Source organism: Sulfitobacter sp. PR48 (assembly GCF_028807335.1).
GTDB lineage: Bacteria > Pseudomonadota > Alphaproteobacteria > Rhodobacterales > Rhodobacteraceae > Sulfitobacter.
Map to the genome: position 1 here is coordinate 1 of NZ_JARAMM010000018.1, position 25,255 is coordinate 25,255.

Consider the following 25,255-nt stretch of genomic DNA (forward strand, 5'->3'; position numbering starts at 1 on the left):
GCACTCTGATGAAGGCACTCTGATGAAGGCACTCTGATGAAGGCACTCTGATGAAGGCACTCTGATGAAGGCACTCTGATGAAGGCAGGCTGCGCGTCACCCCAAAACCCGGTGGCCCGCGCCCGGAACATTGCCCGTACCCGGAACAATGGTTCGCAGCTGCGCTAAGTGTTTGAGCCGGCCCGCAGACACCGGCCCCGTCATGGGCGTTATTCAGGCCGGGGACCGGGAAACACCCTCAGGGTGTGGATTGCGCCGCCAGTGAATCCAGCCAGATCAGCAGGTCCTGAACATTCCGGTCAAGCCAGAGCCGGAGCTGGTCAATGCCGCTGACATAGGAGGACAGATAGGGGTCCACCTGCGGCACCGCGCGGGCGATCTGCGGGGCAAAGACATAGATGGCAATCAGGATTGCCGCGCAGAGGATCACCAGCACGAAGCCACGGCCGAAACCGCCCCCGCGCGCGGTGACCGGCAGATCACCCTCGCCCGGCGCGCTCTGGGGGGTGCCGCGCTCATGATCGCTGCGCAGGGTGGAGTTGATCTCTTCGATGTCGGGCAGCAGTTCCCGGCGCGAGGACATGGCGGCGGCGCGGGCCTCTTCCTCTGACAGCGGTTCGGGCTCGCCCCGCATCCGCGCCATCCGGCGGCGGGCCTCCAGCGCGCGGCGTTCGCGGTCGTCTTCGGGGTCGGCCACATCCAGCCCCAGATCGGGCTGGCTTTCCAGCGGCTGCGCCTGCTCCTGGCGGCGTTTGCGCGCCTCATGCTCGGCTTCCGCTTCCTGGCGCAGGATGTCGGCCACCGCCGGATCCAGCTTGCGCCGCTCCGGCGCCGGGGCGGGCCGGGCAGGTGGCGGCGGGGGTGCGGTTTCCTCGTCCGGTGCCGGGGCATCGGGCGGCGGCACCTCGACGGCGTCTTCACTTACCTCTTCGGGGGCATGGTCCGGGTGATGCTGAAACCAGGTCTGGCCGCAATTGGAACATTGCACATCCCGCCCGGTTGCCGGCATGACGTCATCGGGCACTTCATATTGTGCATCGCAATTCGGACAGGTCAGCCTCATTGATGTTCCCGCTGCTCTCCATGGTCCCGTTTCGGGCCGTTAACCATTTTCGACCAGCATAGTGCAAGATTTCCGCAGGAAAAGTGCAATCTCGACGCTGGACCCCGATGTGGTGCATTGAATCCCCGGCGGTGCTCAGGCACAACAGGTCGACAAAACCCGGGGAACCTGCGTGATCGAGCTGGAAAATGTGGCCTACAGCTATGGCGGCGGCGAATTGCTGTCGGACATAACGCTGAAACTCGCGCCCGGGTCCTTTCATTTCCTGACCGGCCCCTCGGGTGCGGGCAAGACAACCCTGATGAAGCTGTGCTACGGTGCGCTCTTGCCCACGGCGGGCCATGTGCGCCTGTTCGGGGCGGATGTGCGCGGGCTGGGCCGGGATGACATTGCCATGGTGCGCCGCCGGGTCGGCGTGGTGCATCAGGATGTGCAGTTTCTGGACCATCTGGATGTGTCGGAAAACGTCAACCTGCCGCTGACCGTCTCGGGTCGCAACGCCGAGGCCGCGGGCGGTGACCTGGCCGAGCTGATGTCCTGGGTCGGGCTGACCAACCGGGCCAATGCGCTGCCGCCGGAGCTGTCGGGCGGCGAACGCCAGCGCGCCGCCCTGGCGCGGGCCGTCATCATGTCGCCCGACGTGGTGCTGGCGGATGAGCCCACCGGCAACATCGACTGGGACATGTCGCAACGCCTGCTGCGGCTGCTGATCGAGCTGAACAAGATGGGCAAGACCGTGCTGATTGCCACCCATGACCTGAGCCTGATCCGCGCCACCAAGGCGCATGTACAGGCCCGCGTGCTGCGCATCGCAAACCGCCGCGTCCAGCTGGCGGGGGCGGACCTGTGAAGCCGGGGGCAGGCAGCCTGCGCGCCCTTTTGGCGGGAGACCGGCAGGCGGACCGGGTGGTGCCGCCTTCGGGCTTCACCGCGCAGCTGACCCTTTTCGCGGCCGGTGCCATGGCGTTTCTTGCGGTCTTTGCGCTGGCGCTGTCGCTGGCGGCGGGCCGTCTGGCGGAACGCTGGGGGTCGGAGCTTGCCCGCACCGCCACCGTGCGCATCGTGGCCCCGCTTGACCAGCGCGCGGCCCAGACCGAGGCGGCGCTGCGCATTCTGGAAACCACCAGGGGGGTGGCAACCGCCCGCGCCCTGACGGATGCGGAACAACAGGCGCTGCTGGCCCCCTGGTTCGGCCCGGACCTGGCGCTGGACGCGCTGCCGGTGCCGCGGCTGATCGAGGTGATCGAGGACAGTGACGGCATGGATGCCGCCGGCCTGCGCCTGCGGCTGGCCGCCGAGGTGCCCGGTGCGGTGCTGGACGATCACGGGCGCTGGCGCGAACCGCTGGTGCAGGCGGCCTCGCGGCTGCGGCTGATCGGCTGGGTCTCGATCGCGCTGATCGCGGCGGCGGTGGCGGCGATGATCACCCTTGCCGCACAGGCCGCTCTTGCCGCCAATGCGCAGGTGATCGCGGTGCTGCGTCTGGTGGGGGCGACCGATGATTACATTGCCCAGGCCTTTGTCCGCCGGTTCACCCTGCGGGCACTCTCGGGGGCGGCGGCCGGCACGGTTGTGGGCCTGATCGCCGTGGTGCTGCTGCCCAGCGCCTCCGAAACCGGCGGCTTCCTGACCGGGCTGGGCTTTCGCGGGCTGCACTGGCTGCTGCCCGTCCTGATTCCGCTGCTGGCGGGGGGCGTCGCCTTTGCCGCGACGCGGGCCGCGGCACGGCGCACCTTGAGAGGGCTTTCGTGATGCTGCAATGGATACGGTCGATCCTTTACGTGGTGCAGGTGACCTTGGCGATGCCGCTTGTCGGCCTGGCCTTCGCCCCCTGGGCCATGTTCTCCAAACGCGGCGCCTATACCGCCTGCAAGACCTATGCCGCCTGGTGCATGTGGTCGGCGCGCTGGCTGATCGGGCTGCGCTGCGAAGTGCGCGGCCCGGTGCCGCAGGGAGAGGTGCTGATCGCGGCCAAGCACCAGTCCTTCCTCGACATCATCATGATCTTTCACGCCCTGCCGCGGGCCAAGTTCATCATGAAGCGCGAGATCCTCTGGACCCCGGTGATCGGGCAATACACCAGGCGGATGCAGATGATCGCGGTGGACCGGGGCAAGCGCGGCAAGGCGATAGCCAAGATGATCGCGGATGTGGAGGCGGGCAAGATCGAGCCGGGGCAGATCGTGATCTATTCCCAGGGCACCCGGGTGGCGCCGGGCAAGCGCATTCCCTACAAGATCGGCAGCGCCGCGCTCTACGAGCAGTTGCAGCAGACCTGCATCCCGGCGGCGACCAACGCGGGCTATTTCTGGCCGCGCCGGGGGCTGTACCGGCGGCCGGGGGTCGCGGTGGTCGAATTCCTCGACCCGATTGCGCCGGGGCTGGACCGGGCCAGCTTCATGCAGCGGCTTGAAGAGGTGGTGGAACGCCGGTCGGACGCGCTGTTGCAGGAGGCGGGCTGGCGTGCGGCGGATTGAGAATATCGCGGCGCTTGAGGCGCTTTACGGCAGACCCGGCGCGCCGTCGCTGCGCAAGGTGGCGGACCGGCTGACGCCGCTCTACCGCAAATGGATCATGGCGTCGAAGCTTTGCATTCTGACCACGGTGGGGCCTGACGGCACCGATGGCAGCCCGCGCGGCGACGATGGCCCGGTGGTGCTGGAACTGGATCCGCAGCGGCTGGCGCTGCCCGACTGGCGCGGCAACAACCGGCTGGATTCACTGCGCAACATCGTGGTGGATGGCCGGGTGTCGCTGATGTTCCTGGTGCCGGGGTCAAACAACGTGGTGCGGGTGAACGGCACCGCGATCCTGACCGACGATGCCGATCTGCGCGCGCGCTTCGACAAGTCCGGCCGCCAGCCCGCCACGGTGATCGTGATCACCTCCACCGAGATCTATACCCAATGCGCCCGCGCGCTGATGCGGGCAGGCACCTGGGCCGGTGTGGACGAAAGCACCGGGTTGCCCAGCGTGGGAGAGATCCTGGCGGAGATGACCAGCGGCGAAGAGGGCGGCGCGCCCTATGACGATGCCTGGGGCGCACGGGCCGCCAGGACGATGTGGTAATGGCAACCTCTGCCCCATAGCAAAAGGGGGCCTGTATCGCGACACGCCCCCCTCTCTTTTTGGCTCTTAAATATCCCTGCGCAACGCGTGCCGCGCCCGCCACCTCACATGTGGATCGGGCCATCCCCGCAGGCCAGCGCGGCTTCGCGGACCGCTTCGGAATAGGTCGGATGCGCGTGGCATGTCATCGCGAGGTCCTGCGCCGAGGCGCCGAATTCCATCGCCACGCAGACCTCGTGGATCAGATCGCCGGCGCCGGGGCCGATGATATGGGCGCCCAGGATGCGGTCGGTCTCCTTGTCCACGATGATCTTGACGAAACCGTCGCCTGCAAAAACCGCCTTGGCCCGGGCGTTGCCCATGAAGGAGAACTTGCCCACCTTATAGGCGCGGCCCGCTTCCTTGAGGGTGGCTTCCGTCTCGCCCACCGATGCGACCTCGGGGTGGGTGTAGATCACGCCGGGGATCACGCCATAGTTCACATGGCCGTGCTTGCCCGCGATCACCTCGGCCACGGCCATGCCCTCGTCCTCGGCCTTGTGGGCCAGCATCGGGCCTTCGATCACGTCGCCGATGGCATAGATGCCCTTGACGGAAGTGGCCCAGTGGTCATCGACCGCGATCTGGCCGCGCTTGGTCAGCGCGATGCCCAGGGCATCGAGGCCGACGCCGTCGTGATAGGGTTTGCGCCCGGTGGCGACCAGCACCACATCGGCGTCGATCACATGTTCGCTGTCGTCCTTGCGCAGCTTGTAATGCACCTTGGCCTTGGTCTTGGTCGCCTCTGTCTTCTGCACGGCGGCCCCCATGATGAAGTCCAGCCCCTGCTTTTTCAGCATCCGCTGGAAGGTCTTCTGCACCTCGGGGTCCATGCCCGGTGTGATCGCATCGAGGAATTCCACCACGGTGACGTCCGATCCCAGGCGCGCATAGACGCTGCCCAGCTCCAGCCCGATCACCCCGGCGCCGATGACCACCATCTTCTTGGGCACCTTGCCCAGTTCCAGCGCGCCGGTGGAGGTGACGACGACTTTCTCGTCGACCTCGACGCCGGGCAGGGACGCCGCCTCGGACCCGGTGGCGATGATGATGTTTTTCGCCTCATGCACCTCGTCGCCGACCTTGACCTTGCCGGCCTCGGGGATGCTGCCCCAGCCTTTCAGCCAGTCGATCTTGTTCTTCTTGAACAGGAATTCGATGCCCTTGGTATTGGTGTCGATGGTGGATTGCTTGTAGCTCAGCATCTGTTTCCAGTCGACCGAGGGGCTTTTGCCCTTCAGGCCCATCTCGGTAAAGTTGTGCTCTGCCTCATGCAGCATATGGGAGGCATGCAGCAGCGCCTTGGAGGGGATGCAGCCGACGTTCAGGCAGGTGCCGCCCAGGGTGTCGCGCCCCTCGACGCAGGCGGTCTTCAGGCCCAGCTGCGCACAGCGGATGGCGGCGACATAGCCGCCAGGGCCGGAGCCGATTATGATAACATCATAGGTGGACATGTGTGTCTCCTTGGGTGTTGAGCGTGTTGACAGCGAGGGTAGGGGGGCCAGCCCCCCGGCGCAAGCGCCTCCCCCCGGTGGTATTTACTGGAACAATGAAATCAAAAGAGCGCCACCAGCAGCATCAGCAGGGTGGCAATGAAACCGGCAAACCAGATCAGCGACCGCCAGGGCCGCCAGCCCAGCGCATAGGCAGGCACATAGAGCAGCCGCGCGATCAGGTAGACCCAGCCGCAGAGCGCGGTCAGCGCATTGTTCTGCCCCGACATCTGGATCACGCCCACGGCGATGGCAAACAGGATCAGCCCCTCGAAGTGGTTGTCAAAGGCGCGGCCCAGACGCGCGGTGCGGTCGGTCAGCGTGTTGTTGGGCGGCCGGTCGCGGGCGGACATGGTGAAGCCGGGCCCGAGCTCGCGGTTGGCGGGCACCGCGTAGAGCGCGAATTGCAGGTATTGCAGGATCGCGGCGAGGGTGAGGGCGGTGAGTTCCGGGGTCATTTGGTGTCCAGAAAATACGCCGAAGAGGAGGTGACCGTGCCGCCATCGTCCGAGGCCAGGGCGTTGGACCTTTCGATCCAGGCCTGCGCCTTGTCGCGGTCATTGACCTTGAGCAGGAAGAAGGCATGGGTGTCGCTGTCGGCGTCCTTCCAGACCTGCAGCACGGTCAGCCCCGCGTTGCGCCGCGCCTCGTCATCCTTGTCGAAGGCGGCTTTCCAGTCGGCGAAGGAGGTGACGTGCTGGTGGACGATCATCTGCATGGCAAGTCCTTTCAAAGCGCCTGGAGATAGAGGACGGCAGTGGCGATGAAACCCGCCAGCCAGGCCAGCGTGCGCACCGCAGGCACGCCAAGGGCATAGACCGGCAGGTAGATGATCCGCGCGATCATGAAGACCTGTGCGGCCAGCAGGGTGGTGGCATTGGTCTTGTTCAGGACCTCAAGGATCAGCACGGCAGGAGCAAAGAGGGTCATTGCGACGAGGGAGTTGTTCAGCGCCCGTTCGATGCGCGCCACCATGCCCCGGGTGCCGCGGTTGTCGTCGCGCGAGGACATGATGTAGCCCATGGAAAGCTGGTTCATGGCGCCCATCACCTGCAACAGGATGGTGATCATGACCAGCAGGCCATAGGCGATGAGGATGGTGATTTCGGTCATTGGATGCGATCCTTGATTAGGACATGTGGTGGATCGGTAGGGTGGGGTTTTCCCCCACCCTGTCGGTTTACAGATCCATCAGCAAGCGGCGCGGGTCTTCCAGCGCTTCCTTGACGCGCACGAGGAAGGTCACCGCCCCCTTGCCGTCGACGATGCGGTGGTCGTAGCTGAGGGCGAGGTACATCATCGGGCGCACCACGATTTCGCCGTTCACCACCATCGCGCGGTCCTGGATCTTGTGCATGCCCAGGATGCCCGATTGCGGCGGGTTCAGGATCGGCGAGGACATCAGCGAGCCATAGACGCCGCCGTTGGAGATGGTGAAGGTGCCGCCCTGCATGTCGGCCATGCTGAGCTTGCCGTCGCGCGCCTTGACGCCCAGGGTGTTGATTGTTTTCTCAATCTCGGCAAAGGACATGGCGTCGGCGTTGCGCACCACCGGCACCACAAGGCCGGTGGGTGTGCCCACGGCGATGCCCATGTGGACATAGTTCTTGTAGACCACATCGGTGCCGTCGATCTCTGCGTTCACGTCCGGCACTTCGTTCAGGGCGTGGCAGCAGGCCTTGGTGAAGAAGGACATGAAGCCCAGCTTCACCCCATGTTTCTTTTCGAAGAGCACCTTGTATTCGTTGCGCAGGTCCATCACCGCGGTCATGTCGACCTCGTTGTAGGTGGTCAGCATCGCGGCGGTGTTCTGCGATTCCTTGAGACGGCGGGCGATGGTCTGGCGCAGGCGGGTCATCTTGACGCGTTCCTCGCGGGCGGCGTCATCGGCGCTGGAGGGCGCGCGGGGGGCGGATTTCGCCTCCGGTGCCGAAGCGGCGGAGGTGCCTGCGGCGATGGCCTTGAGAACATCCTCTTTCATCACCCGGCCATCGCGGCCGGTGCCGGTGACGGCATCGCGGCTGATGTTGTTTTCCGCCATCGCCTTTTTCGCGGAAGGCGCGTCTTCGACATCCTTGCCGCCCTTGCTTTCGACGGCGGGGGCTGGTGCGCTTTGCTTTGCGGGGGCGGCGGCGCCGGCGCCTTCGCCACCGGAGATCACCGCGAGCTTTCCATTGGCCTCGACGGTGCTGCCTTCCTCGGCCAGGATCTGGGTCAGGGTGCCTGCGGCGGGGGCCGGGACCTCGACGCTGACCTTGTCGGTTTCCAGCTCGCAGAGCATTTCATCCTGCGCGACGGTATCGCCGACCTGTTTGAACCAGGTGCTGACGGTGGCCTCTGTCACGCTTTCGCCCAGGGTGGGGACCATGACATCGACATCATCGGCGGGGTCGCGGGGTTTCATTTCCTCGGCCCCGGCATCGACGGATTTCGGTGCCTCCTTGCCGGAGTCAGCCGCCTTGCCCCTGGGCGCTTCATCCCCGGCGGAGATATTGGCCAGCAGGGCATCGACGCCCACGGTTTCGCCTTCGGCGGCGACGATGTCGGCCAGGGTGCCTGCCACCGGGCTGGGCACTTCGACGGTGACCTTGTCGGTTTCCAGCTCGCAGAGCATTTCATCGACCGCCACGCTGTCGCCGGGTTTCTTGAACCAGGTGGCGACGGTTGCTTCGGTCACGGATTCGCCCAGGGTGGGCACACGTACTTCGGTCATGGGTTACTTTCCTTTGATGGTCAGCGCTTCGTCAACGAGAGCGGCTTGTTGTGCTTTGTGCTGGCTCGCCAGGCCCGTGGCGGGAGAGGCGGCGGTGGCGCGGCCGGCATAGGCCGGGCGGCCGTGTTTTGCACCGATGCGGCCCAGGACCCATTCGATGTTCGGTTCGATAAAGCTCCAGGCACCCTGGTTCTTGGGTTCTTCCTGGCACCAGACCATTTCGGCATTCTTGAAGCGTTCCAGCTCCTTCACCGCGGATTGCGCGGGGAAGGGGTAGAATTGTTCGAAACGCAGGATGTAGATATCGTCGATCCCGCGGTTGTCGCGTTCTTCCAGCAGGTCGTAATAGACCTTGCCGGAGCACATGACGACGCGCTTGATCTTGTCATCGGCGACCAGCTTGGTCTCTGAATTGCCCTTTTCCGCGTCGTCCCACAGGACCCGGTGGAAGCTGCTGCCGGTGGTGAATTCCTCGGCCTCGCTGACCGCCATCTTGTGGCGCAGCAGGGATTTGGGCGTCATCAGCATGAGCGGCTTGCGGTAGCTGCGGTGCAGCTGGCGGCGCAGCAGGTGGAAGTAGTTGGCGGGCGTGGTGCAATTGGCCACGATCCAGTTGTCGCCGCCGCACATGGTCAGGAAGCGTTCCAGCCGGGCGGAGGAATGTTCCGGCCCTTGCCCTTCGTAGCCGTGGGGCATCAGGCAGACGAGGCCGGACATGCGCAGCCATTTGCTTTCGCCCGAGCTGATGAATTGGTCGAACATGATCTGCGCGCCGTTTGCAAAGTCGCCGAACTGTGCTTCCCACAGGGTCAGGGCGTTGGGTTCGGCCAGCGAATAGCCGTATTCGAAACCCAGCACCGCATATTCCGACAGCATGGAATCGATGACCTCGTATTCCGCCTGCCCCTCGCGGATGTGGTTGAGGGGGTAATAGCGGTCTTCGGTCTCCTGGTTGATCAGGGCGGAATGGCGCTGGCTGAAGGTGCCGCGGGCGCTGTCCTGACCGGCAAGGCGGACCTTGTAGCCTTCGGTCAGCAGGGAGCCAAAGGCAATCGCCTCGGCGGTGGCCCAGTCAAAACCCTTGCCATCCTTGAACATCGCCGCTTTCGCCTCAAGCAGACGGCCCACTGTCTTGTGCAGGGGGAAATCCTCGGGCGCGGTGGTCAGCGCCTTGCCGACTTCGGCCAGGGTTTCGCGGGAAATGGCAGTCTTGCCGCGCTGGTATTTCTTTTCCTTGGACTTATCGAGATGGGACCATTTGCCATCCAGCCAGTCGGCCTTGTTGGGGCGGTAATCCTTGCCCGCCTCGAATTCCTCGTTCATCTTTTTCTGGAAATCGGCCTTCATGTCCTCGATCTCGCCCTCGGGGACAAGGCCGTCCTTGACCAGCCGGTCGGAGTAGAGGCTGAGCGTGGTCTTCTGGCCCTTGATCTTCTTGTACATGATCGGGTTGGTGAACATCGGCTCGTCGCCTTCGTTGTGACCGAAGCGGCGGTAGCAGATGATGTCGATCACCACATCCTTGTGGAACTTCTGGCGGAATTCCGTGGCGACGCGGGCGGCGTGAACCACTGCCTCCGGGTCATCGCCGTTGACGTGGAAGATGGGCGCCTCGACCACCAGGGCATTGTCGGTGGGATAGGGCGAGGAGCGCGAGAAATGCGGCGCGGTGGTAAAGCCGATCTGGTTGTTCACCACGATATGCATGGTGCCGCCGGTCTTGTGACCGCGCAGGCCCGAGAGGGCGAAACATTCCGCCACCACGCCCTGACCGGCAAAGGCCGCATCGCCGTGCAGCAGGATCGGCATCACCTTGGTCCGCTCGCGGTCGTGCAGCTGGTCCTGCTTGGCGCGCGCCTTGCCCAGGACAACGGGGTTCACCGCCTCCAGGTGGCTGGGGTTGGCGGTCAGGCTCAGGTGGACGATGTTGCCGTCGAAATCGCGGTCGGACGAGGCCCCGAGGTGGTATTTCACGTCGCCCGAGCCATCCACGTCTTCGGGTTTGAAGCTGCCGCCCTGGAATTCGTTGAAGATCGCGCGGTAGGGTTTCTGCATCACATTGGCCAGCACCGACAACCGGCCCCGGTGGGGCATCCCGATGACGATGTCCTTGACCCCCAGCTGGCCGCCCCGCTTGATGATCTGTTCCATCGCGGGGATCAGGCTTTCTCCGCCATCCAGGCCGAAGCGTTTGGTGCCCATGTATTTGACATGCAGGAACTTCTCAAAGCCCTCGGCCTCGACCAGCTTGTTCAGGATCGCCTTGCGGCCGTTTTGGGTAAAGGAGATTTCCTTGCCATAGCCTTCGATCCGTTCCTTGAGCCAGCCGGCCTCTTCGGGGTTGGAAATATGCATGTATTGCAGCGCAAAGGTGCCGCAATAGGTGCGTTTCACGATGTCCACGATCTGGGCCATGGTGGCCACTTCGAGGCCCAGCACGTTGTCGATGAAGATCGGGCGGTCCATGTCGGCCTTTTCAAAGCCATAGGCCCTGGGGTCCAGTTCGGCATGGGTGCCGGTGTCGCGCATGCCCAGCGGGTCCAGGTCGGCGGCGAGGTGCCCGCGGATCCGGTAGGCGCGGATCAGCATCAGGGCGCGGACCGAATCCAGCACCGCGCTGCGCACCTGCTCCTCGGTGATCTGCGCGCCTTGTTCGGCGGCTTTTTCCTTGATCTTGCGGCCTGCGGCCTCAGCCTCGACCGGTTCGGGCCAGATGCCTGTCAGCGCGCCGATGTTGTCGCCCATGGGTGCCGGGGGCCAGTCGCTGCGCGCCCAGGAGGGGCCTGCCGCCTCTGCCTTGACGGCTTCGCCGTCGTCGCCCATGGCCTTGAAGAAGGCCGCCCATGCCGCGTCCACCGCATTGGGGTCGTTGGCGTATCTGGCATACATCTGTTCAAGGTATTCTGCGTTTTCACCTTCCATGAAGGATGACGCGTGGAACTGTTCGTTTCCGGGTTGTTCGGTCATGATGTGGCCTCGTTCGGGCGGGGGTTATGGTCAAATTCGGTTTCTAGAGGGCTTGCCTCAACGGCCTTCGTCCGTCGGGTGCGGCTGCGGCCCAGGTGCCCCCAAGGCAGGGGGCGGTCTGCTGCGGCGCGCTGTGCACCCCTGGCGGGGAGGCGTCAAGGTCACTCAGCGTGGCGGGGTCGATCAACTGGCGCAGGCGGTTGTCGCGCTGAACCTGGGCGGCGATGCCGCGCAGCCATTGGTCGATGCGGTGACGCTCATGCGTGCCAAGATCGTTGCGCGACAGGGGTGACTGGGCGCGATGCGCGGGAAAGCTGCCTGCGATGTCGGCGGCGGTCAGCCCCTGCGCCCAGGGTTCGATGCCGTCCAGATGGCGGCGCTGACGGGCGGCAATTGCGGCGGCCTGATCCGGGGCGAACAGGGTCAGCGGGCCGTCACCTTCGACATTTGCGGCGCGGGTGATCGCAAAGAGACGCCGCCGCAGCTGGTCCGCCTCGGCGGCATCCGGTGTCGGGGAAAGGGTTTCGAGGTGCCAGAACACATGGCCCAGGCCGATCGTTGTCAGATAGCCCGGTGATACATTCACGCGCGGGACATCACAGGTCACGCGGCCCTTGAGCGGGCCGTCAAAGCCGGCCATCGCCATCAGGCGTTCGGGCAGCGCAAGTGCGCGGTCCGGGCTGTGGTAGGGGGCGGCGATGACATGGAAGCCGAGGTCTGAAAGCTGCCGGAAACTTTCGGCATAGCGCTGGACCGGAAACGCCTCCAGCCCGCGCGCGCCGAGATCCAGGCGGGCGTTCATGGTCTTGAGTTTCTGAACATAGGCGCTGGTCAGAAAACCGGCCTGTTCGCGGATCAGGACCAGAAGATCAATCCGGTCGAAGCCGAGCGTGGATACCGCGTCATGCAGGTGGCGCGCCGCGCGTTGGCGGCGGGAGTCGCTCTCGCGGGGGTCGAATTCGTTTCGGAAGCTGCCGTCGACCAGCAGCATCCGTGACAGCCGCTCTGCCGAGAGGATGACCGAGGCGTCCGGATGTGCCGCGCAGAACTGGCCAAAGCGGTCGACCAGATCGCTTTGTTCCGCCGTGCGGTCCTCCGGGGCGGCCAGAAAGGCATGGGCCAGCGGTTCGCCATTGGCATTGGGGTTCAGCAGGTCCAGCGGCAGGACCAGACCGGCATCCGCCAGCACGGCGGCATTGCCCCGGAGCCAGTGCTGAAAGCTGCTGGTGCCCGTCTTGAATGGCCCGATATGCAGGATCAGCCGGCGCATCACAGGATGCTCGGTCGGGGGCGGACGGTAAGGGCGGGCGGCTGTCGCATCATGTCTCGCGGGTTGGATGGGGGGCGAAGGGCCGGCCTGCTGTCGGCCCTTCGCCTGGTTCGGGCAGGGGATCAGCCCTTTTCGATCGCGGCCTTCACGGCCTCGCCCAGGGTGGCGGGGCTGTCGGCGACAACGATACCGGCGGATTTCATCGCTTCGATCTTGTCCTCGGCACCGCCCTTGCCACCGGCGACGATGGCACCTGCGTGGCCCATGCGGCGACCCGGAGGGGCGGTGCGGCCCGCGATGAAACCGGCGGTGGGTTTCCAGCGGCCCTTCTTGCGTTCGTCGGCCAGGAATTGTGCGGCTTCTTCCTCGGCGGAGCCGCCGATTTCGCCGATCATGATGATGCTCTCGGTCTCATCGTCGGCCAGGAACATTTCCAGCACGTCGATATGTTCGGTCCCCTTGATCGGGTCGCCGCCGATGCCCACGGCGGAGGATTGGCCATAGCCGAGATCGGTGGTCTGCTTGACCGCCTCGTAGGTCAGGGTGCCGGAACGGCTGACCACGCCGCAGGAGCCGCGCTTGTGGATGTGGCCGGGCATGATGCCGATCTTGCAGGCGTCGGGGGTGATGACACCGGGGCAGTTCGGCCCGATCAGGCGGGATTTCGACCCTTCCAGCGCGCGGGCGACGCGCATCATGTCCAGCACCGGAATGCCTTCGGTGATGCAGACGATCAGCTCCATCTCGGCGTCGATGGCTTCAAGAATGGAATCGGCCGCGAAGGGAGGCGGCACATAGATGACGGAGGCATTGGCCCCGGTGACATGGCGCGCCTCGTGGACGGAGTTGAACACGGGCAGGTCCAGGTGGGTCTGGCCGCCCTTGCCGGGCGTCACGCCGCCGACCATCTTGGTGCCATAGGCGATGGCCTGTTCGGTGTGGAATGTCCCCTGCGAGCCGGTGAGGCCCTGACAGATGACTTTGGTGTTTTCGTCTACAAGTACGGCCATATTGGTTCCTTTGGATAGTGTTCTTGGTTGGCGAAGTGCCGGTCAGTTCTGTTGCAGCAGGAAGGCGTGTTCGTTCACGCCAAAGGCTCCGCCCTGGAATTCCTGATGTTTGAGGATGGATTTCTTGCCATTCACGACAATCTGCGCCACGCCGTTGCGGTGCGGGGTTTGCAGCGCGTTGAAAAAAGCTTCCCGCACATTGGTTGTGTTCTTTTGGTCCACCACGACGGTGACGGCGCATTCATGGGCAAAACGGGTGTTCACATTGACCTGAAATGACACGGGTGTCGCGCCGGTGAACTGTGCGCCGTAAATCGACTTGCCCTCACGCTCCAGGTCGCTGAACCCAGCGTCTTTGGCGGCAGAAAACAGCGCGCCAAGGTCCGGGGCATGTGCCATACAGGTCCGGGCAAAGGCGCGAATGGGGCCTGCGATACCGGCATCGGCCTTGACGTCGGGGAATATTACATCGGTCACATTTGCGGGGGAGATGCCAGCCACCGCGACAGGGGCACCGGCGCTGGTCCGCTGCGCCAGTGCCGAGGTGCTGGGGTGCACGGCTTGCGGCCCGTTGCGGATACCATCGTTGGCGGTGTTGTAATTGCACCCCGACAGCGCGGCACCCAGCAGGAGGATACCGGCGAGGCCTGCGGGAGTCTGTTTCTTGTGGTTCATCATTCTTTCCATTGTGTCAGGCGGCCGACTTGCGCAGCAGGACCGAGATATTGTCGTCGACCGGCAGGGTAAAGCGGTTGACCAGCCAGGTCCTGAACCCGATCTGCGCGGCGCATTTGCGCAGGCTGGACAGGGTGAAATAATTGACGTGGTCGGGGTAGCGGAAGCCGCACCATTTCGGGCCGATCACGCGGCGGTTCAGCGAGGCGAAGTTCGGCACGCGGATGAAGACCCCGCCGTCGGGTTTCAGCGCCCGGTGCGCGCCCTTCAGCACGCCGGTCACATCGGTCTCATGTTCGAGATAGGAGAACATGACGATGCCGTCGAACTGGCCCTTGTCGAAATCCCAGATCGCCTCGGCGCCCGCGCCATGCAGGCAATAGCCGCCCTGCGCGCGCATCCGTTCGTCCGAAATCCTGTGCAGCGCGGTGGACAATTCGATGCCGTAAGGTGTCATCGGTGCCGTGATCCGCTGGCCCCAGCCCGACCCGATGTCGAGCACATGGCCATCGTTGAACCAGCGCCGGAAGCTGTTGGTCTTGTCACGGTACATGCCCAGCGCATTGCGCAGTCTGCGCACATAGGGGCTGAACCGGGTCGATCCCCTGGAGGCGGCTTTCTTGTCCTCATAGGTCTTTTCCCAGGCGAAATCCTCTTCCAGCGCCTCGTAGGCGGGGGGATTTTGCAGATAGGTCATGGTGCAGAGGTTGCAGGTGGCCACCTGCCAGGGGTCCGGCGAATAGGCGGGCAGCGGGGTGGCATCCGTGCCGTGGCAGACCGGGCAGGGACGCGGGGCGCTTTGATCCATCATGACCCCTCCGGCAGGCCAAGCCCGTCATAGAGGCGGTCAACCGCCATGAAGGTCACCGGCGCATGGGGCGCGTTGCGCAGGCCCACATGGACCACGGCAACCCGGCCGCGCAGCAGTTCGCGCCCCTCGATCAGGGTGGTGCCGGGGGTGACCGCATGGGTATCGGGCAGCGGAATCGGGGTGCCGAAGACCGGCGGCGTCGCCATCTGGATGCGCAGCGCCTCGATGGCTGCGGCGGTATGATCGCCGTCAAAGGCCACTTCGCAGCGCCGTTCGACGCCGCGCTGGGCATCCGCCGGGCGCGGCTCAAGACTGTCGTCCCAGAAGGTCAGGGTGAAGGGGGCGGTTCCCGCGCGCATGTTGTCGCGGGCCTGGGCCTCCGTCTGGCCGGCCTTGAAGCACCAGGCGTTGAAGCTGTCGATGGCCAGTTTCGCCTCGTTTCCGGACGCCAGAACCGGCCCTGCCGCAAGATATGCGGTCAGGGTTACGGTCAGGGTCACAAGGCGAAGGGAGCGCATCAGATGGCCTTTGGTTCGGGACTTAGCCTTTGACGGCTTTCACGATCTTTTCGGCACCGTCCTTGAGATCGTCAGCGGCGATCACATCGACATCGGAGTTGTTGATGATCTCCTTGCCCTTTTCGACATTGGTGCCTTCGAGGCGGACCACCAGCGGCACCTTGAGGCCCACTTCCTTGACCGCGGCGATCACGCCCTCGGCGATGACATCGCAGCGCATGATGCCGCCGAAGATGTTCACCAGGATGCCTTTGACCTGCGGGTCGGAGGTGATGATCTTGAAGGCTTCGGTCACTTTTTCCTTGGTCGCGCCGCCGCCCACGTCGAGGAAGTTGGCAGGCTCGGCCCCGTAGAGCTTGATGATGTCCATGGTGGCCATCGCCAGGCCGGCGCCGTTGACCATGCAGCCGATCTCGCCGTCCAGCGCGATGTAGTTCAGGTCGTATTTGGAGGCTTCGAGTTCCTTGGGGTCTTCCTCGGTGGTGTCGCGCAGTTCCGCGATGTCGGCGTGGCGGTAGATCGCGTTGCCGTCAAAGCTGACCTTGGCGTCCAGCACCTTGAGGTCGCCACCGTCGGTGACGATCAGCGGGTTGATCTCCAGCATCTCCATATCTTTTTCCAGGAACGCCTTGTAGAGCAGGCCCATCAGCCCGACGCATTGCTTGACCTGCTTGCCTTCCAGCCCGAGGGCAAAGGCGATGCGGCGGCCGTGGAAGGCCTGGTAGCCGGTGGCCGGATCGACGGAGAAGGACAGGATTTTCTCGGGCGTCGATGCGGCGACTTCTTCGATGTCCATGCCACCCTCGGTGGAGCAGACAAAGGAGACGCGGGAGGTCTGGCGGTCCACCAGCAGGGCAAGGTAGAGTTCGGTTTCGATGCCGGAGCCGTCTTCGATGTAGATGCGGTTGACCTGTTTGCCCGCCGGGCCGGTCTGATGCGTGACCAGGGTGCGGCCCAGCATCTTCTTGGCCTGTTCGGCGGCCTCTTCCACGGATTTGGTCAGGCGCACGCCGCCTGCGTCACCGGCATCTGCTTCCTTGAACTTGCCCTTGCCGCGGCCGCCTGCGTGGATCTGCGCCTTGACCACCCAGAGCGGGCCATCCATCTCGCCTGCGGCGTTCTTGGCGTCCTCGGCCTTGAGGACCACGCGGCCATCGGAGACGGGCGCGCCGTAGCTGCGCAGGAGGGCTTTGGCCTGGTATTCGTGGATGTTCATCGCAAAAGGATCCCGTAGTTGGTTCAAGAGCAGGGCGCAGCGCGCGCGAGTCTTATCTGTCGGGAACCAGACTTTCTCAGTTGCGGGGATATTGAAAGTGGAAACTGCTGTTTGTGATCACACGCGGAAAAGGTGTGATCACAAAATCGGCGACTTTAAGCGGATGTCAATGAAACATGGGTGAACCCGGGTCTGGAGTTCACTTTTTACCCCCTTGGGGTTCGGTGCGGGCCGCGGGGATTCTGTGCGCCGGGGCCGCGCCGCGCCACCTGTCATCCGGCGGAACTGCCCTGCGCGCCGTGCTCCAGCCAGGCGCGGTCCTGTGGCCCGAGACGGGCGTCCATCATGGCGTCATAGGCTGCCAGTTCGGCATCGCTGAGCTTGCCGATCCATTTGCCGCCACTGGCGCTGTGGAAGAAATCGGAATCCTTCTTCATGAAGCCGGTGCCGCCGCCCGGTGCATACCGCGCGGCATGGGCTTTCATGTTGTCGAAGGTGGCGGCCTGGATCAGCGCCTCCATCAGCGCGGCGGGGTGCGTTATGCCCAGCAGCCCGGCCACCCTCGCAAAGGTGCCGGGCAGATCGCGGGTCATGTCGGCATAGTGGAACAGCGCGACATTGGGGCGCTCGGCGAGGGAAGCGGCGGCCTTGTAGTGTTGCAGGATATGCGCAAGCGGCATGGCATCGGTATCGAAGCCCTCGGCCCCGCCGTCCAGGAAGCGGCGGAAGGTGGTGCCGTCGCGGTCATCCTCCGGATACCAGAAGTCGAGCAGGTGCATGGGGATGTTGCGCAGGTGTTTGCGGTAGGAGAAATGCGCATCCAGCGGGTGGCGGAAGACGCAGATATATTGCGCATGGTCATCCAGCGGCAGACCGTCCATTGGCGTGTGGCTTTTCAGGCAGCGCCGATGGGACATGGCTTCGAGCCGCGCGGCCACCTCCGGCAGTTCGCGCAGGCGGATGTCGACCCATGGCATCCGGAGGGCGACTTCGGTTTCGACATCGGGGTCGCCGGAGAACAGCAGGGCGATGATGGTCTGCATCCAGGTGGTGCCGCATTTCGGCGGGGAGGCGACGATGACGTCGTCGGGGCGGATATTGACACTGTCCCAGCGGCGGTTGTCGGTCAGGGCACCGAGGTAGAGTTTTCGGCGGGTCATGTCTGGGCCTCCTGCAGGGTCCGGTACAGGGAAAGTGCTGTGCGGGCAGAATGCAATGGTAAAATGGCCGGGGGGGCTGTGCGAGGTGTAGCTGCCATGCCATTGGCGCTCAGGCCCGGAACAAGCCGAAGGCGCCGGGCCATCGCCTGCCCGTGCCCCGGGTAGGCGATTTAGTGAGGCTGGGCGTGTCCCCGATGGGGCTCATCACGGTTGAGAAATAAAGTGGCATGAACCAAGGTCAGCATCGCCCACCCCGGGCAGGCGACGGCCCGGCTTGCGCCACATCTCACACCGGCATCAGCGCCCAGTAGTCGAGGTCGAGCAGGACTTCGGGCAGGTATTTGCCGTCTTCGCCTTTCAGCCTGAAGGGCTCGCCCCCCCTGGTCGCCACCAGCCGCAGGCGGATGGCGCCGACGCCGGGGGTGGATGTTTCGGCCTTGTCCAGCACTTCGGACCAGGCGCGGATCGTGTCGCCTGCAAGGCAGGGGTTGGCATGTGCCCCGCCGTTCAGGCCCACGACCATCTGCGCATTGGCCAGCCCGTTGAAGGACAGCGCCCGGGCCATGGAGATCACATGGCCGCCATAGATCAGGCGGCTGCCGTCGGGGCGGGCGGAGGTGTCGAAATGCACCTTGGCGGTGTTCTGCCACAGGCGGGTGGCCAGCATGTGTTCGGCCTCTTCCACCGTGACGCCATCGACGTGGTCGATCTGCTCGCCCACCTGGTAGTCGCCCCAGCGGTGCGGCTCGCCCGCCAGTTCGAAATCGTAGTGCGTGAAATCAAGCCCCTTGGGGATCACCAGATCGCCCGCGTCCAATGCGGCGGGCAGCTCGGGGACAATCGTGTCGGGCGCGGGGGCGTCGAGGTTCCTTTTGCGCACCATGACCCAGCGGACATATTCCAGCACCGTTTCGTCATGTTGGTTCAGCCCGGTGGTGCGCACATAGACCACGCCGGTCTTGCCGTTGGAGTTCTGCTTGAGGCCGATCACCCGCGATTCGCTGCGCAGGGTGTCGCCGGGCCAGACCGGGCTCAGCCAGCGGCCCTGGGCATAGCCGAGATTGGCCACGGCGTTCAGCGAGACATCCGGCACGGTTTTGCCAAAGACCACATGGAAGGCGATCATATCGTCCAGCGGGCTGAAGGGCAGGCCGCAGCCCTGCGCGAACTGGTCGGAGGAATAGAGCGCGTGGCGCGCGGGGTAGAGCATGTGGTAGAGCGCCCGTTCGCCCGACGTGACGGTGCGCGGCACTGCGTGGCGAATGGTCTCGCCCAGGGTGTAATCCTCGAAGAAACGCCCGGCGTTGGTCTTGGCCATCAGTGGTCCCCCAGCCTGGTGTCGGGGGTATAGGTGCCTTCGACCTCTTTCACGACCGACTGGCCGCAGCGCATGACTCCGGCGGCGTGATCCCATGTCTGGGTGGGTGAGCCGTAAAGTTCCCAGCCCTTGTTCAGGGCAGCGGTGACCTTGTGGCAGAAGGCGGAGGTGTCTTCTTCGGACAGGAAGCGATAGAGTTTCATGCAGGCTCCGTGCGGGTTCAGGAGGGGAAGGGCGAGACGCCCAGCCAGCTGTGGATCGTCACGACCACGGCAAAGATGACGGCGGTGATCACCACCAGCCGGATATAGGTGGCGCGCCCGGCATGGGGGGGCGGGGTCCAGCCGGGTTCGGCGCGGTTGATCAGGATGACGCTGACCACGGCCCAGGCCAGCAGCCCGCCGAAGAGGATGATCGAGGCCAGATCGCCGTTCACCAGCAGGTGCGCCACGGCCCAGGTCTTGACCGCGAGCAGCTGCGGATGGCGGGTCCTGTAGGCGGGCCAGGCCTTGGCCCCCTTGGCGGCGGAAGAACCGAAGATCCAGAAGGCCAGCAGCATCAGCAGGTTGTTGATATGGACCATGAAGGCGGGCGGGTTCCAGACCGGGATGAAGTCGGCACCGCGGTAGCCGATGATCATCAGCGCCACGCCGGCCACGATCAGAACCGCCACCAGCCCCTTGCCGGGTTCGCCGAGTTTCGCCCGGGCATCGGGGGCGAGGCGTTTGAAATAGTGTGCGCCCACCCAGAGGATGAGACCGAGGATCAGAAGGAACATGGCGCTACTCCGCGCTGAGGGCTGCGATTGCCTCCAGTTTTGCCAGTGTTTCGCGGGCAGTTGCAACATGCAGGTTTTCCACGATCTTGCCGTCCACCACCGCGACGCTCTGACCGGAAGCGATGACTTCCTCGTAGGCGGCGATCTGGCGGCGGGCGAGATCGGCTTCTTCCTCGGTGGGAGAGAAGGCCGCATTGGCCACCTCAAGCTGTGCCGGGTGGATCAGTGTCTTGCCGTCAAAGCCCATGTCGCGGCCCTGATCGCATTCGGCGCGCAGGCCCTCGTCGTCCTTGAAGGCGTTATAGACCCCGTCGATGATGGCGCAGCCATGGGCCTTGGCCGCCAGCACGCAGAGGCCGAGGCCGGTCATCAGCGGCAGGCGGTCGGCGCGGAACCGCGTTTGCAGGTCCTTGGCCAGATCGTTGGTGCCCATGACCATGGCCTGCAATGACCGGTGCGCGGCGATGGCGGGGGCGTTCAGCATGGCGCCGGGGGTTTCCATCATCGCCCAGAGCGGCCTGTCACCGACGATTTCGGCCAGTGCTTCAAGGTCGGCGGGGCTGCCCACCTTGGGCAGCAGGATCGCGTCGGCATCCATGTCGCGGGCGGCCTGCGCGTCGTCCTTGCCCCATTCGGTGTCCAGCGCGTTGATGCGGATCACCTTGAGCCGCGCGCCATAGCCGCCTTCGCCGAGCGCCCCGGCCAGGGTGGCGCGGGCGGCGGATTTCTCGTCCGGGCTGACCGCATCCTCAAGGTCAAAGATGATCGCATCGCAGGGCAGGCTGCGGGCCTTGTCCAGCGCGCGGGGTTTGGAGCCGGGAATATAGAGCGCGGAACGCAGGGGGCGGGTGATCTTGGACATGGGGCCTCCGATGGGGTTGGCCGCGCCGGGCGGCGGCGTGTGGACATATTGTTGCGCGCAGATGCTCATTTTTGATTGAAAAGTTCAAGGGGAAACACGCCGCAGCGCAGCGAAAATCAAATTGAACAGGTTCCGTACGCATCGTTAACCAGTATTTCAGGGAGTTGCCCGCATCCTTTGCCCCGTCGCCTGTCCAGGGGAAGATGGTTCCGGCAGGGCCGCCGGACACCCGGTCAGCAGGCACATTGGCACGTAACCTGGCCCACCCAGGTCGCACGGGCAGAGCCCGGACAGGTCCGCCGATCAGGGTGCAGCCTTTCGAATGAAGGCAGTGAAATGAAGCAGATGATGAAAATCTTCAATCTGGCCGCGCTGACGGCGGGGGCGGTGGCCTATCTGGCTGCAACCACGGATGTGGCCGCGCAGGCCCGGCGCAACTGCGGGCCGCGCGATGTGGTGGTGGCGCGGCTGGCGGAGGGATATGGCGAGACGCGCCAATCCATCGGGCTGGGGGCGAACAATGCGGTGGTCGAGGTCTTTGCCTCTGACGAGACGGGAAGCTGGACGATCACGGTGACAATGCCGGGCGGGATGACCTGCCTTGTGGCCTCCGGTCAGGCCTTCGAACAGGTGGCGGAGGCGCTGCCCGCCCGGGGGCAGGATGCCTAAGGGCGGAAAATTTTCAGAAAAGTCATATGTCAGGTGACATATGAATGGGGTGGTCCGGCGTCAGGTCAGGCCATCCCAGATCAGCTTGGTCCCGGTGATCAGAAGCAGGGCATAGGTGATGCCAAAGAACAGTTTTTCCGGCACCACGTGATGTGCGCGCACCCCCGCCCAGGTGCCCAGCAGGGCGAAAGGGGCCAGCAGGAGATTGGCCGTAAAGGTCTGGCTGGTGAACATCCCCAGCGCGGCATAGGGGAAGAACTTGATCAGGTTGAAGACGCAGAAGATCAGGACGGTGGTGGCCTGGAACTGTGTCTTGGTCAGACCGCGTGTCAGCAGGAACACCGCCGCCGGGGGGCCGCCCGCATGGCTGACGAAGGTGGTGAACCCGGTGACCGAGCCGATGAACAGCCCGGCGCGATCGGAAAACCGCAAATTTGTCAAGGGAAGCCAACCCCTTGCAAGGCTGACCTTCCAGAACACGAACCCGACGGAGACACCGCCGATCAGCAGGCGGAACACATCTGGTGAGGCGACCCGGTAGAGCGCCGCGCCCAGGGCGATGCCGGGCAGCCCGCCGAGGATCAGCAGCCTGGCGTCGCGGGTGCTCCATTTCTTCCAGTAGGGTCTGAGCGAACTGGCGTCGATCAGCATCAGCAGCGGCAGCATCACGCCAAGTGCCAGGCCGGGTTCGACAACCAGCGCCAGGATGGTGGCAGCGGCAAAGGCCGCGCCCGAGCCGAAGCCCGCCTTGGACACCCCGGCAAAGAAGACCGCAGGCCCGGCGACCAGAAAGAAGAACAGATCGAAGGTCAGCATGTCTTAGTTTATACCCACCTGAAATCAGTGGATTTTCCGTGGAACTTGCCTGGCATCTGTCAGTTCGTCCTTCAATCGGTGCGTGACACCGGACACATACGAAGGAGTAGTATTATGAAACGCTTTCTGAGCACAACTGCCGTCATCCTTGCCCTGACGGGCGGCGCCTATGCGCAATCAACCGCAGAGGTGAACACCAACATGGGTGCGGTCGAATTCGAGCAGGGCGATTTCTATGCCAGCAACCTGATCGGCATGCGCATCTATAATGCGGAACAGGGTGTCGATGCGGACCAGCCCGTTGCGGCGGGGGCCGAGGCCGAATGGGACGACATCGGTGAGATCAACGACATCATCGTGGCCCAGAATGGCAGCGTGCGCGCCGTGATCCTTGGCGTTGGCGGGTTCCTCGGGCTGGGCGAACGTGACGTGGCCGTTTCGATGGACGACATCACGGTTGTCCGGCAGGACGGTGACATGAATGACCGGTTCCTCGTGGTTTCCACCACCAAGGAAGCGCTGGAAGCCCTGCCGGAGTTCGACCGCAACATGGGCGATGAAACCCTGAACGGCGAGACCCTGGAGCAGAACGCGGAAGCCACGGCGCAGGACGCTGAAAACATGGCTGAAAACGCGGCTGAGGCAACCGAGCAGACGGCAGAGGACGCCGGGGCCGCGGTTGCCACCACCGCCGACAACATGCAGGACGAGATGACCCGTCCGGCCTATGAGCGCGAGGGGTATCAGAATGCCGAGATGGCCGAGGTCGAGAAGCTGACGGCGGAAGAGATCAACGGCTCTTACGTCTATGGCTCCAATGACGAGACCGTGGGCGAGATCGACAACCTGATGGTCGGCGATGACGGCAAGCTGACCGAAGCCGTGATCAATGTGGGCGGCTTTCTGGGGATTGGCGAAAAGCCGGTTCTGGTGAGCTTTGACGACATCCAGGTGCTGAAAAGCGAAGATGGCAGCGACTATCGCTTCTACATCAACAGCACCAAGGAACAGCTGGAACAGATGCCTGAATATCAGGACTGAACGCCCGGAACATGACTGAAAACCGGTCATGCTGTTCGAAAAGGTCGCCCTTTTGGGCGGCCTTTTTCTGTCGGGCGGTCCGGAACGGGGTGGTTGAAAGGCCGAACTTGCAGCACGGGCCGCATTTCGCTATGCCGCAACGAAATGCAACCCTGACGGAGAACATACCATGGCCAGACCCAAAATCGCGCTGATCGGCGCGGGGCAAATCGGCGGTACACTTGCACACCTCGCGGCACTGAAGGAACTGGGCGATGTCGTTCTTTTCGACATTGCCGAAGGCACGCCAGAAGGCAAGGCGCTGGACATCGCGGAATCGGGCCCTGCGGGCAAGTTTGATGCGACCCTGTCAGGAACGCAGGATTACGCGGATATCGCCGGTGCCGATGTCTGCATCGTGACCGCCGGTGTCGCCCGCAAGCCGGGGATGAGCCGCGACGACCTGCTGGGCATCAACCTCAAGGTGATGAAATCCGTGGGCGAGGGCATTGCGGCCCATGCGCCCGACGCTTTCGTGATCTGCATCACCAACCCGCTGGACGCGATGGTCTGGGCGCTGCGCGAATTCTCCGGCCTGCCGCATGAAAAGGTCTGCGGCATGGCGGGCGTGCTTGATTCGGCGCGTTTCCGGCATTTCCTTGCCTCCGAGTTCAACGTGTCGATGAAAGATGTCACAGCCTTCGTGCTGGGCGGCCATGGCGACACGATGGTGCCGCTGGTGCGCTATTCCACCGTTGCCGGCATCCCACTGCCGGATCTGGTAAAGATGGGCTGGACAAGCCAGGAGAAACTGGATGCGATCGTGCAGCGTACCCGTGATGGCGGCGCCGAGATCGTGGGCCTGCTGAAGACCGGTTCGGCCTTTTATGCGCCCGCGACCAGCGCCATCGAGATGGCCGAAAGCTATCTGAAAGACCAGAAACGCGTCCTGCCCTGCGCGGCCTATGTGGACGGTGCCTATGGTCTGGACGGTTTCTATGTCGGCGTGCCGACAGTGATCGGCGCAGGCGGCGTGGAGCGTGTTGTGGAGATTTCCATGAACAAGGACGAACAGGCGATGTTCGACAATTCCGTCAAGGCGGTCAAAGGCCTGGTTGACGCCTGCAAGGGCATCGACAGCAGCCTGAGCTGATCGCTGGAGAGACGCCAGCCGCTTTGGTCTGGGAGGATGATGTGCAATGCCCCCGCAGATATCTGCGGGGGCATTTGCGTTTGGGGCGTACGTTGTCATGGCCAGGCAAAACCGACCTTTGCGTCACTTCGCTTCCCCGGAGCGTGGCGCTACGTCCGAAGGAGGGGCGGGGGCCATGCGGACATTCTTGAAAAATGCTGCGAACGGCGGGAAAGAGCCCCGAGTGACATGAGACACAAGCCGGGCCAGCGCCTGCCCGGGGTGGGCGATACTGACCTTGGTTCATGCCACTTTATTTCTCAACCTTGATGAATCCCATCGAGGGTACACCCAGCCTCACCAAATCGCCTACCCGACCGGCGGGCAGGCGATGGCCCGGCGCCTTCGGCTTGTTCCGGGCTTTGGTTGCCAATGATTAACGGCAGCAAAGTCCGCACAGCGGACCCTCGCGCGTCTCACAGGCGCAGGTCTGACGTCAAAATGGGCAAGTGAGTCGCAGGTCTGTGATCACACAAAATATCCGTGTGATCACAAAACGAAAATTCTTGCGGATTTCTGCATTTTTCCGCCAAGCTTCCCCATAAAACCGCGTGTTAGCCTGTTCAGCCCTCGTGACACTCCTGCAAAAACCGCTA

Annotated in this window: 26 protein-coding genes; 7 read left to right on the forward strand and 19 right to left on the reverse strand. The window is 64.1% G+C overall.

The window, feature by feature from the left end; genetic code table 11:
• Positions 1 to 238: 238 nt before the first annotated feature.
• Complete coding sequence (locus tag PVW51_RS19715; RefSeq protein WP_274576998.1) at positions 239 to 1,063, reverse strand: zinc-ribbon domain-containing protein; 825 nt, start codon at positions 1,061 to 1,063, stop codon at positions 239 to 241.
• Positions 1,064 to 1,235: 172 nt separating this feature from the next.
• On the opposite strand from PVW51_RS19715, the gene PVW51_RS19720 reads away from it, so the two are divergent.
• Genes PVW51_RS19720 through PVW51_RS19735 form a run of 4 tightly spaced genes read left to right on the forward strand, consistent with a single transcriptional unit; the run spans position 1,236 to position 4,132 of the window.
• Entirely contained in the window at positions 1,236 to 1,913 is a 678-nt protein-coding gene (locus tag PVW51_RS19720; protein ID WP_269362252.1) for a cell division ATP-binding protein FtsE, read from the forward strand.
• Positions 1,910 to 2,815, forward strand: coding sequence for a cell division protein FtsX (locus tag PVW51_RS19725; RefSeq protein ID WP_274576999.1), 906 nt, complete (start codon positions 1,910 to 1,912; stop codon positions 2,813 to 2,815). The genes PVW51_RS19720 and PVW51_RS19725 overlap by 4 nt, the downstream gene beginning before the upstream one ends.
• On the forward strand, positions 2,815 to 3,540 hold the full coding sequence (locus PVW51_RS19730) for a lysophospholipid acyltransferase family protein (RefSeq protein ID WP_269362248.1): 726 nt from the start codon (positions 2,815 to 2,817) through the stop codon (positions 3,538 to 3,540). Before PVW51_RS19725 ends, PVW51_RS19730 begins: the two co-directional genes overlap by 1 nt.
• Positions 3,527 to 4,132, forward strand: coding sequence for a pyridoxamine 5'-phosphate oxidase family protein (locus PVW51_RS19735; protein WP_274577000.1), 606 nt, complete (start codon positions 3,527 to 3,529; stop codon positions 4,130 to 4,132). Before PVW51_RS19730 ends, PVW51_RS19735 begins: the two co-directional genes overlap by 14 nt.
• 104 nt (positions 4,133 to 4,236) lie before the next feature.
• Here PVW51_RS19735 and lpdA read toward each other — a convergent pair whose 3' ends face one another.
• From lpdA to PVW51_RS19820, 17 genes are all read right to left on the reverse strand, one after another.
• Complete coding sequence (gene lpdA, locus PVW51_RS19740) at positions 4,237 to 5,625, reverse strand: dihydrolipoyl dehydrogenase (RefSeq protein ID WP_274577001.1); 1,389 nt, start codon at positions 5,623 to 5,625, stop codon at positions 4,237 to 4,239.
• Between the two features lie 101 nt (positions 5,626 to 5,726).
• Positions 5,727 to 6,122: an MAPEG family protein gene (locus PVW51_RS19745; RefSeq protein WP_269362244.1), complete on the reverse strand. Its 396-nt coding sequence runs from the start codon at positions 6,120 to 6,122 to the stop codon at positions 5,727 to 5,729.
• A complete protein-coding gene (locus tag PVW51_RS19750; protein WP_269362242.1) occupies positions 6,119 to 6,382 on the reverse strand; it encodes a hypothetical protein in 264 nt (87 codons plus the stop codon). The genes PVW51_RS19745 and PVW51_RS19750 overlap by 4 nt, the downstream gene beginning before the upstream one ends.
• An 11-nt stretch (positions 6,383 to 6,393) precedes the next feature.
• Positions 6,394 to 6,777 (reverse strand): MAPEG family protein, encoded by a 384-nt coding sequence (locus tag PVW51_RS19755; RefSeq protein WP_269362240.1) that lies wholly within the window; start codon positions 6,775 to 6,777, stop codon positions 6,394 to 6,396.
• 67 nt (positions 6,778 to 6,844) lie between these two features.
• Entirely contained in the window at positions 6,845 to 8,377 is a 1,533-nt protein-coding gene (gene odhB, locus PVW51_RS19760; protein ID WP_274577002.1) for a 2-oxoglutarate dehydrogenase complex dihydrolipoyllysine-residue succinyltransferase, read from the reverse strand.
• Positions 8,378 to 8,380: 3 nt separating this feature from the next.
• Positions 8,381 to 11,344 carry a 2-oxoglutarate dehydrogenase E1 component gene (locus PVW51_RS19765; protein WP_274577003.1) on the reverse strand — a complete coding sequence of 988 codons (2,964 nt, stop codon included), beginning with the start codon at positions 11,342 to 11,344 and terminating at the stop codon, positions 8,381 to 8,383.
• Between the two features lie 43 nt (positions 11,345 to 11,387).
• Entirely contained in the window at positions 11,388 to 12,614 is a 1,227-nt protein-coding gene (locus PVW51_RS19770) for a hypothetical protein (protein ID WP_274577005.1), read from the reverse strand.
• Positions 12,615 to 12,736: 122 nt separating this feature from the next.
• Positions 12,737 to 13,624, reverse strand: coding sequence for a succinate--CoA ligase subunit alpha (sucD, locus tag PVW51_RS19775; RefSeq protein ID WP_269362231.1), 888 nt, complete (start codon positions 13,622 to 13,624; stop codon positions 12,737 to 12,739).
• A gap of 42 nt (positions 13,625 to 13,666) precedes the next feature.
• A complete protein-coding gene (locus tag PVW51_RS19780; RefSeq protein WP_274577007.1) occupies positions 13,667 to 14,299 on the reverse strand; it encodes a hypothetical protein in 633 nt (210 codons plus the stop codon).
• Positions 14,300 to 14,315: 16 nt separating this feature from the next.
• Positions 14,316 to 15,110: a class I SAM-dependent methyltransferase gene (locus PVW51_RS19785; RefSeq protein WP_274577008.1), complete on the reverse strand. Its 795-nt coding sequence runs from the start codon at positions 15,108 to 15,110 to the stop codon at positions 14,316 to 14,318.
• Positions 15,107 to 15,628 (reverse strand): hypothetical protein, encoded by a 522-nt coding sequence (locus PVW51_RS19790; protein ID WP_274577010.1) that lies wholly within the window; start codon positions 15,626 to 15,628, stop codon positions 15,107 to 15,109. The genes PVW51_RS19785 and PVW51_RS19790 overlap by 4 nt, the downstream gene beginning before the upstream one ends.
• 22 nt (positions 15,629 to 15,650) lie before the next feature.
• Positions 15,651 to 16,844, reverse strand: a complete 1,194-nt coding sequence (sucC, locus tag PVW51_RS19795; RefSeq protein ID WP_269362226.1) for an ADP-forming succinate--CoA ligase subunit beta — start codon at positions 16,842 to 16,844, stop codon at positions 15,651 to 15,653.
• A gap of 272 nt (positions 16,845 to 17,116) precedes the next feature.
• Entirely contained in the window at positions 17,117 to 18,004 is an 888-nt protein-coding gene (locus tag PVW51_RS19800; RefSeq protein ID WP_274577013.1) for a sulfotransferase domain-containing protein, read from the reverse strand.
• Between the two features lie 286 nt (positions 18,005 to 18,290).
• Positions 18,291 to 19,322: a MaoC family dehydratase gene (locus PVW51_RS19805; RefSeq protein ID WP_274577016.1), complete on the reverse strand. Its 1,032-nt coding sequence runs from the start codon at positions 19,320 to 19,322 to the stop codon at positions 18,291 to 18,293.
• A complete protein-coding gene (locus tag PVW51_RS19810; protein ID WP_269362222.1) occupies positions 19,322 to 19,525 on the reverse strand; it encodes a DUF1737 domain-containing protein in 204 nt (67 codons plus the stop codon). The genes PVW51_RS19805 and PVW51_RS19810 overlap by 1 nt, the downstream gene beginning before the upstream one ends.
• Positions 19,526 to 19,542: 17 nt before the next feature.
• Positions 19,543 to 20,100 carry an NnrU family protein gene (locus PVW51_RS19815; RefSeq protein ID WP_269362219.1) on the reverse strand — a complete coding sequence of 186 codons (558 nt, stop codon included), beginning with the start codon at positions 20,098 to 20,100 and terminating at the stop codon, positions 19,543 to 19,545.
• A 4-nt stretch (positions 20,101 to 20,104) separates the two neighbouring features.
• Positions 20,105 to 20,962 (reverse strand): HpcH/HpaI aldolase/citrate lyase family protein, encoded by an 858-nt coding sequence (locus tag PVW51_RS19820; protein ID WP_269362217.1) that lies wholly within the window; start codon positions 20,960 to 20,962, stop codon positions 20,105 to 20,107.
• Between the two features lie 348 nt (positions 20,963 to 21,310).
• On the opposite strand from PVW51_RS19820, the gene PVW51_RS19825 reads away from it, so the two are divergent.
• The gene (locus tag PVW51_RS19825) at positions 21,311 to 21,631 is read left to right on the forward strand and encodes a hypothetical protein (RefSeq protein ID WP_443288490.1); all 321 of its coding nucleotides are present in this window, start codon (positions 21,311 to 21,313) and stop codon (positions 21,629 to 21,631) included.
• A 60-nt stretch (positions 21,632 to 21,691) separates the two neighbouring features.
• On the opposite strand, the gene PVW51_RS19830 is transcribed toward PVW51_RS19825, so the two are convergent.
• Entirely contained in the window at positions 21,692 to 22,447 is a 756-nt protein-coding gene (locus tag PVW51_RS19830) for a sulfite exporter TauE/SafE family protein (RefSeq protein ID WP_269362215.1), read from the reverse strand.
• A 114-nt stretch (positions 22,448 to 22,561) separates the two neighbouring features.
• On the opposite strand from PVW51_RS19830, the gene PVW51_RS19835 reads away from it, so the two are divergent.
• Together PVW51_RS19835 and mdh are read left to right on the forward strand one after the other, a co-directional pair.
• The gene (locus PVW51_RS19835; RefSeq protein WP_274577022.1) at positions 22,562 to 23,488 is read left to right on the forward strand and encodes a PRC-barrel domain-containing protein; all 927 of its coding nucleotides are present in this window, start codon (positions 22,562 to 22,564) and stop codon (positions 23,486 to 23,488) included.
• Positions 23,489 to 23,657: 169 nt separating this feature from the next.
• The gene (gene mdh / locus PVW51_RS19840) at positions 23,658 to 24,620 is read left to right on the forward strand and encodes a malate dehydrogenase (protein ID WP_114274756.1); all 963 of its coding nucleotides are present in this window, start codon (positions 23,658 to 23,660) and stop codon (positions 24,618 to 24,620) included.
• Positions 24,621 to 25,255: the final 635 nt, after the last annotated feature.

Bases quoted from the DNA above. Each gene is read 5' to 3' on its own strand.
- PVW51_RS19715 (WP_274576998.1), bottom strand. From the start codon at position 1,063: ATGAGGCTGACCTGTCCGAATTGCGATGCACAATATGAAGTGCCCGAT.
- PVW51_RS19730 (WP_269362248.1), top strand. From the start codon at position 2,815: ATGCTGCAATGGATACGGTCGATCCTTTACGTGGTGCAGGTGACCTTG.
- lpdA (WP_274577001.1), bottom strand. From the start codon at position 5,625: ATGTCCACCTATGATGTTATCATAATCGGCTCCGGCCCTGGCGGCTAT.
- PVW51_RS19745 (WP_269362244.1), bottom strand. From the start codon at position 6,122: ATGACCCCGGAACTCACCGCCCTCACCCTCGCCGCGATCCTGCAATAC.
- PVW51_RS19750 (WP_269362242.1), bottom strand. From the start codon at position 6,382: ATGCAGATGATCGTCCACCAGCACGTCACCTCCTTCGCCGACTGGAAA.
- PVW51_RS19755 (WP_269362240.1), bottom strand. From the start codon at position 6,777: ATGACCGAAATCACCATCCTCATCGCCTATGGCCTGCTGGTCATGATC.
- odhB (WP_274577002.1), bottom strand. From the start codon at position 8,377: ATGACCGAAGTACGTGTGCCCACCCTGGGCGAATCCGTGACCGAAGCA.
- PVW51_RS19765 (WP_274577003.1), bottom strand. From the start codon at position 11,344: ATGACCGAACAACCCGGAAACGAACAGTTCCACGCGTCATCCTTCATG.
- PVW51_RS19770 (WP_274577005.1), bottom strand. From the start codon at position 12,614: ATGCGCCGGCTGATCCTGCATATCGGGCCATTCAAGACGGGCACCAGC.
- sucD (WP_269362231.1), bottom strand. From the start codon at position 13,624: ATGGCCGTACTTGTAGACGAAAACACCAAAGTCATCTGTCAGGGCCTC.
- PVW51_RS19780 (WP_274577007.1), bottom strand. From the start codon at position 14,299: ATGAACCACAAGAAACAGACTCCCGCAGGCCTCGCCGGTATCCTCCTG.
- PVW51_RS19785 (WP_274577008.1), bottom strand. From the start codon at position 15,110: ATGATGGATCAAAGCGCCCCGCGTCCCTGCCCGGTCTGCCACGGCACG.
- PVW51_RS19790 (WP_274577010.1), bottom strand. From the start codon at position 15,628: ATGCGCTCCCTTCGCCTTGTGACCCTGACCGTAACCCTGACCGCATAT.
- sucC (WP_269362226.1), bottom strand. From the start codon at position 16,844: ATGAACATCCACGAATACCAGGCCAAAGCCCTCCTGCGCAGCTACGGC.
- PVW51_RS19800 (WP_274577013.1), bottom strand. From the start codon at position 18,004: ATGACCCGCCGAAAACTCTACCTCGGTGCCCTGACCGACAACCGCCGC.
- PVW51_RS19805 (WP_274577016.1), bottom strand. From the start codon at position 19,322: ATGGCCAAGACCAACGCCGGGCGTTTCTTCGAGGATTACACCCTGGGC.
- PVW51_RS19810 (WP_269362222.1), bottom strand. From the start codon at position 19,525: ATGAAACTCTATCGCTTCCTGTCCGAAGAAGACACCTCCGCCTTCTGC.
- PVW51_RS19815 (WP_269362219.1), bottom strand. From the start codon at position 20,100: ATGTTCCTTCTGATCCTCGGTCTCATCCTCTGGGTGGGCGCACACTAT.
- PVW51_RS19820 (WP_269362217.1), bottom strand. From the start codon at position 20,962: ATGTCCAAGATCACCCGCCCCCTGCGTTCCGCGCTCTATATTCCCGGC.
- PVW51_RS19825 (WP_443288490.1), top strand. From the start codon at position 21,311: ATGAAAATCTTCAATCTGGCCGCGCTGACGGCGGGGGCGGTGGCCTAT.
- PVW51_RS19830 (WP_269362215.1), bottom strand. From the start codon at position 22,447: ATGCTGACCTTCGATCTGTTCTTCTTTCTGGTCGCCGGGCCTGCGGTC.
- PVW51_RS19835 (WP_274577022.1), top strand. From the start codon at position 22,562: ATGAAACGCTTTCTGAGCACAACTGCCGTCATCCTTGCCCTGACGGGC.
- mdh (WP_114274756.1), top strand. From the start codon at position 23,658: ATGGCCAGACCCAAAATCGCGCTGATCGGCGCGGGGCAAATCGGCGGT.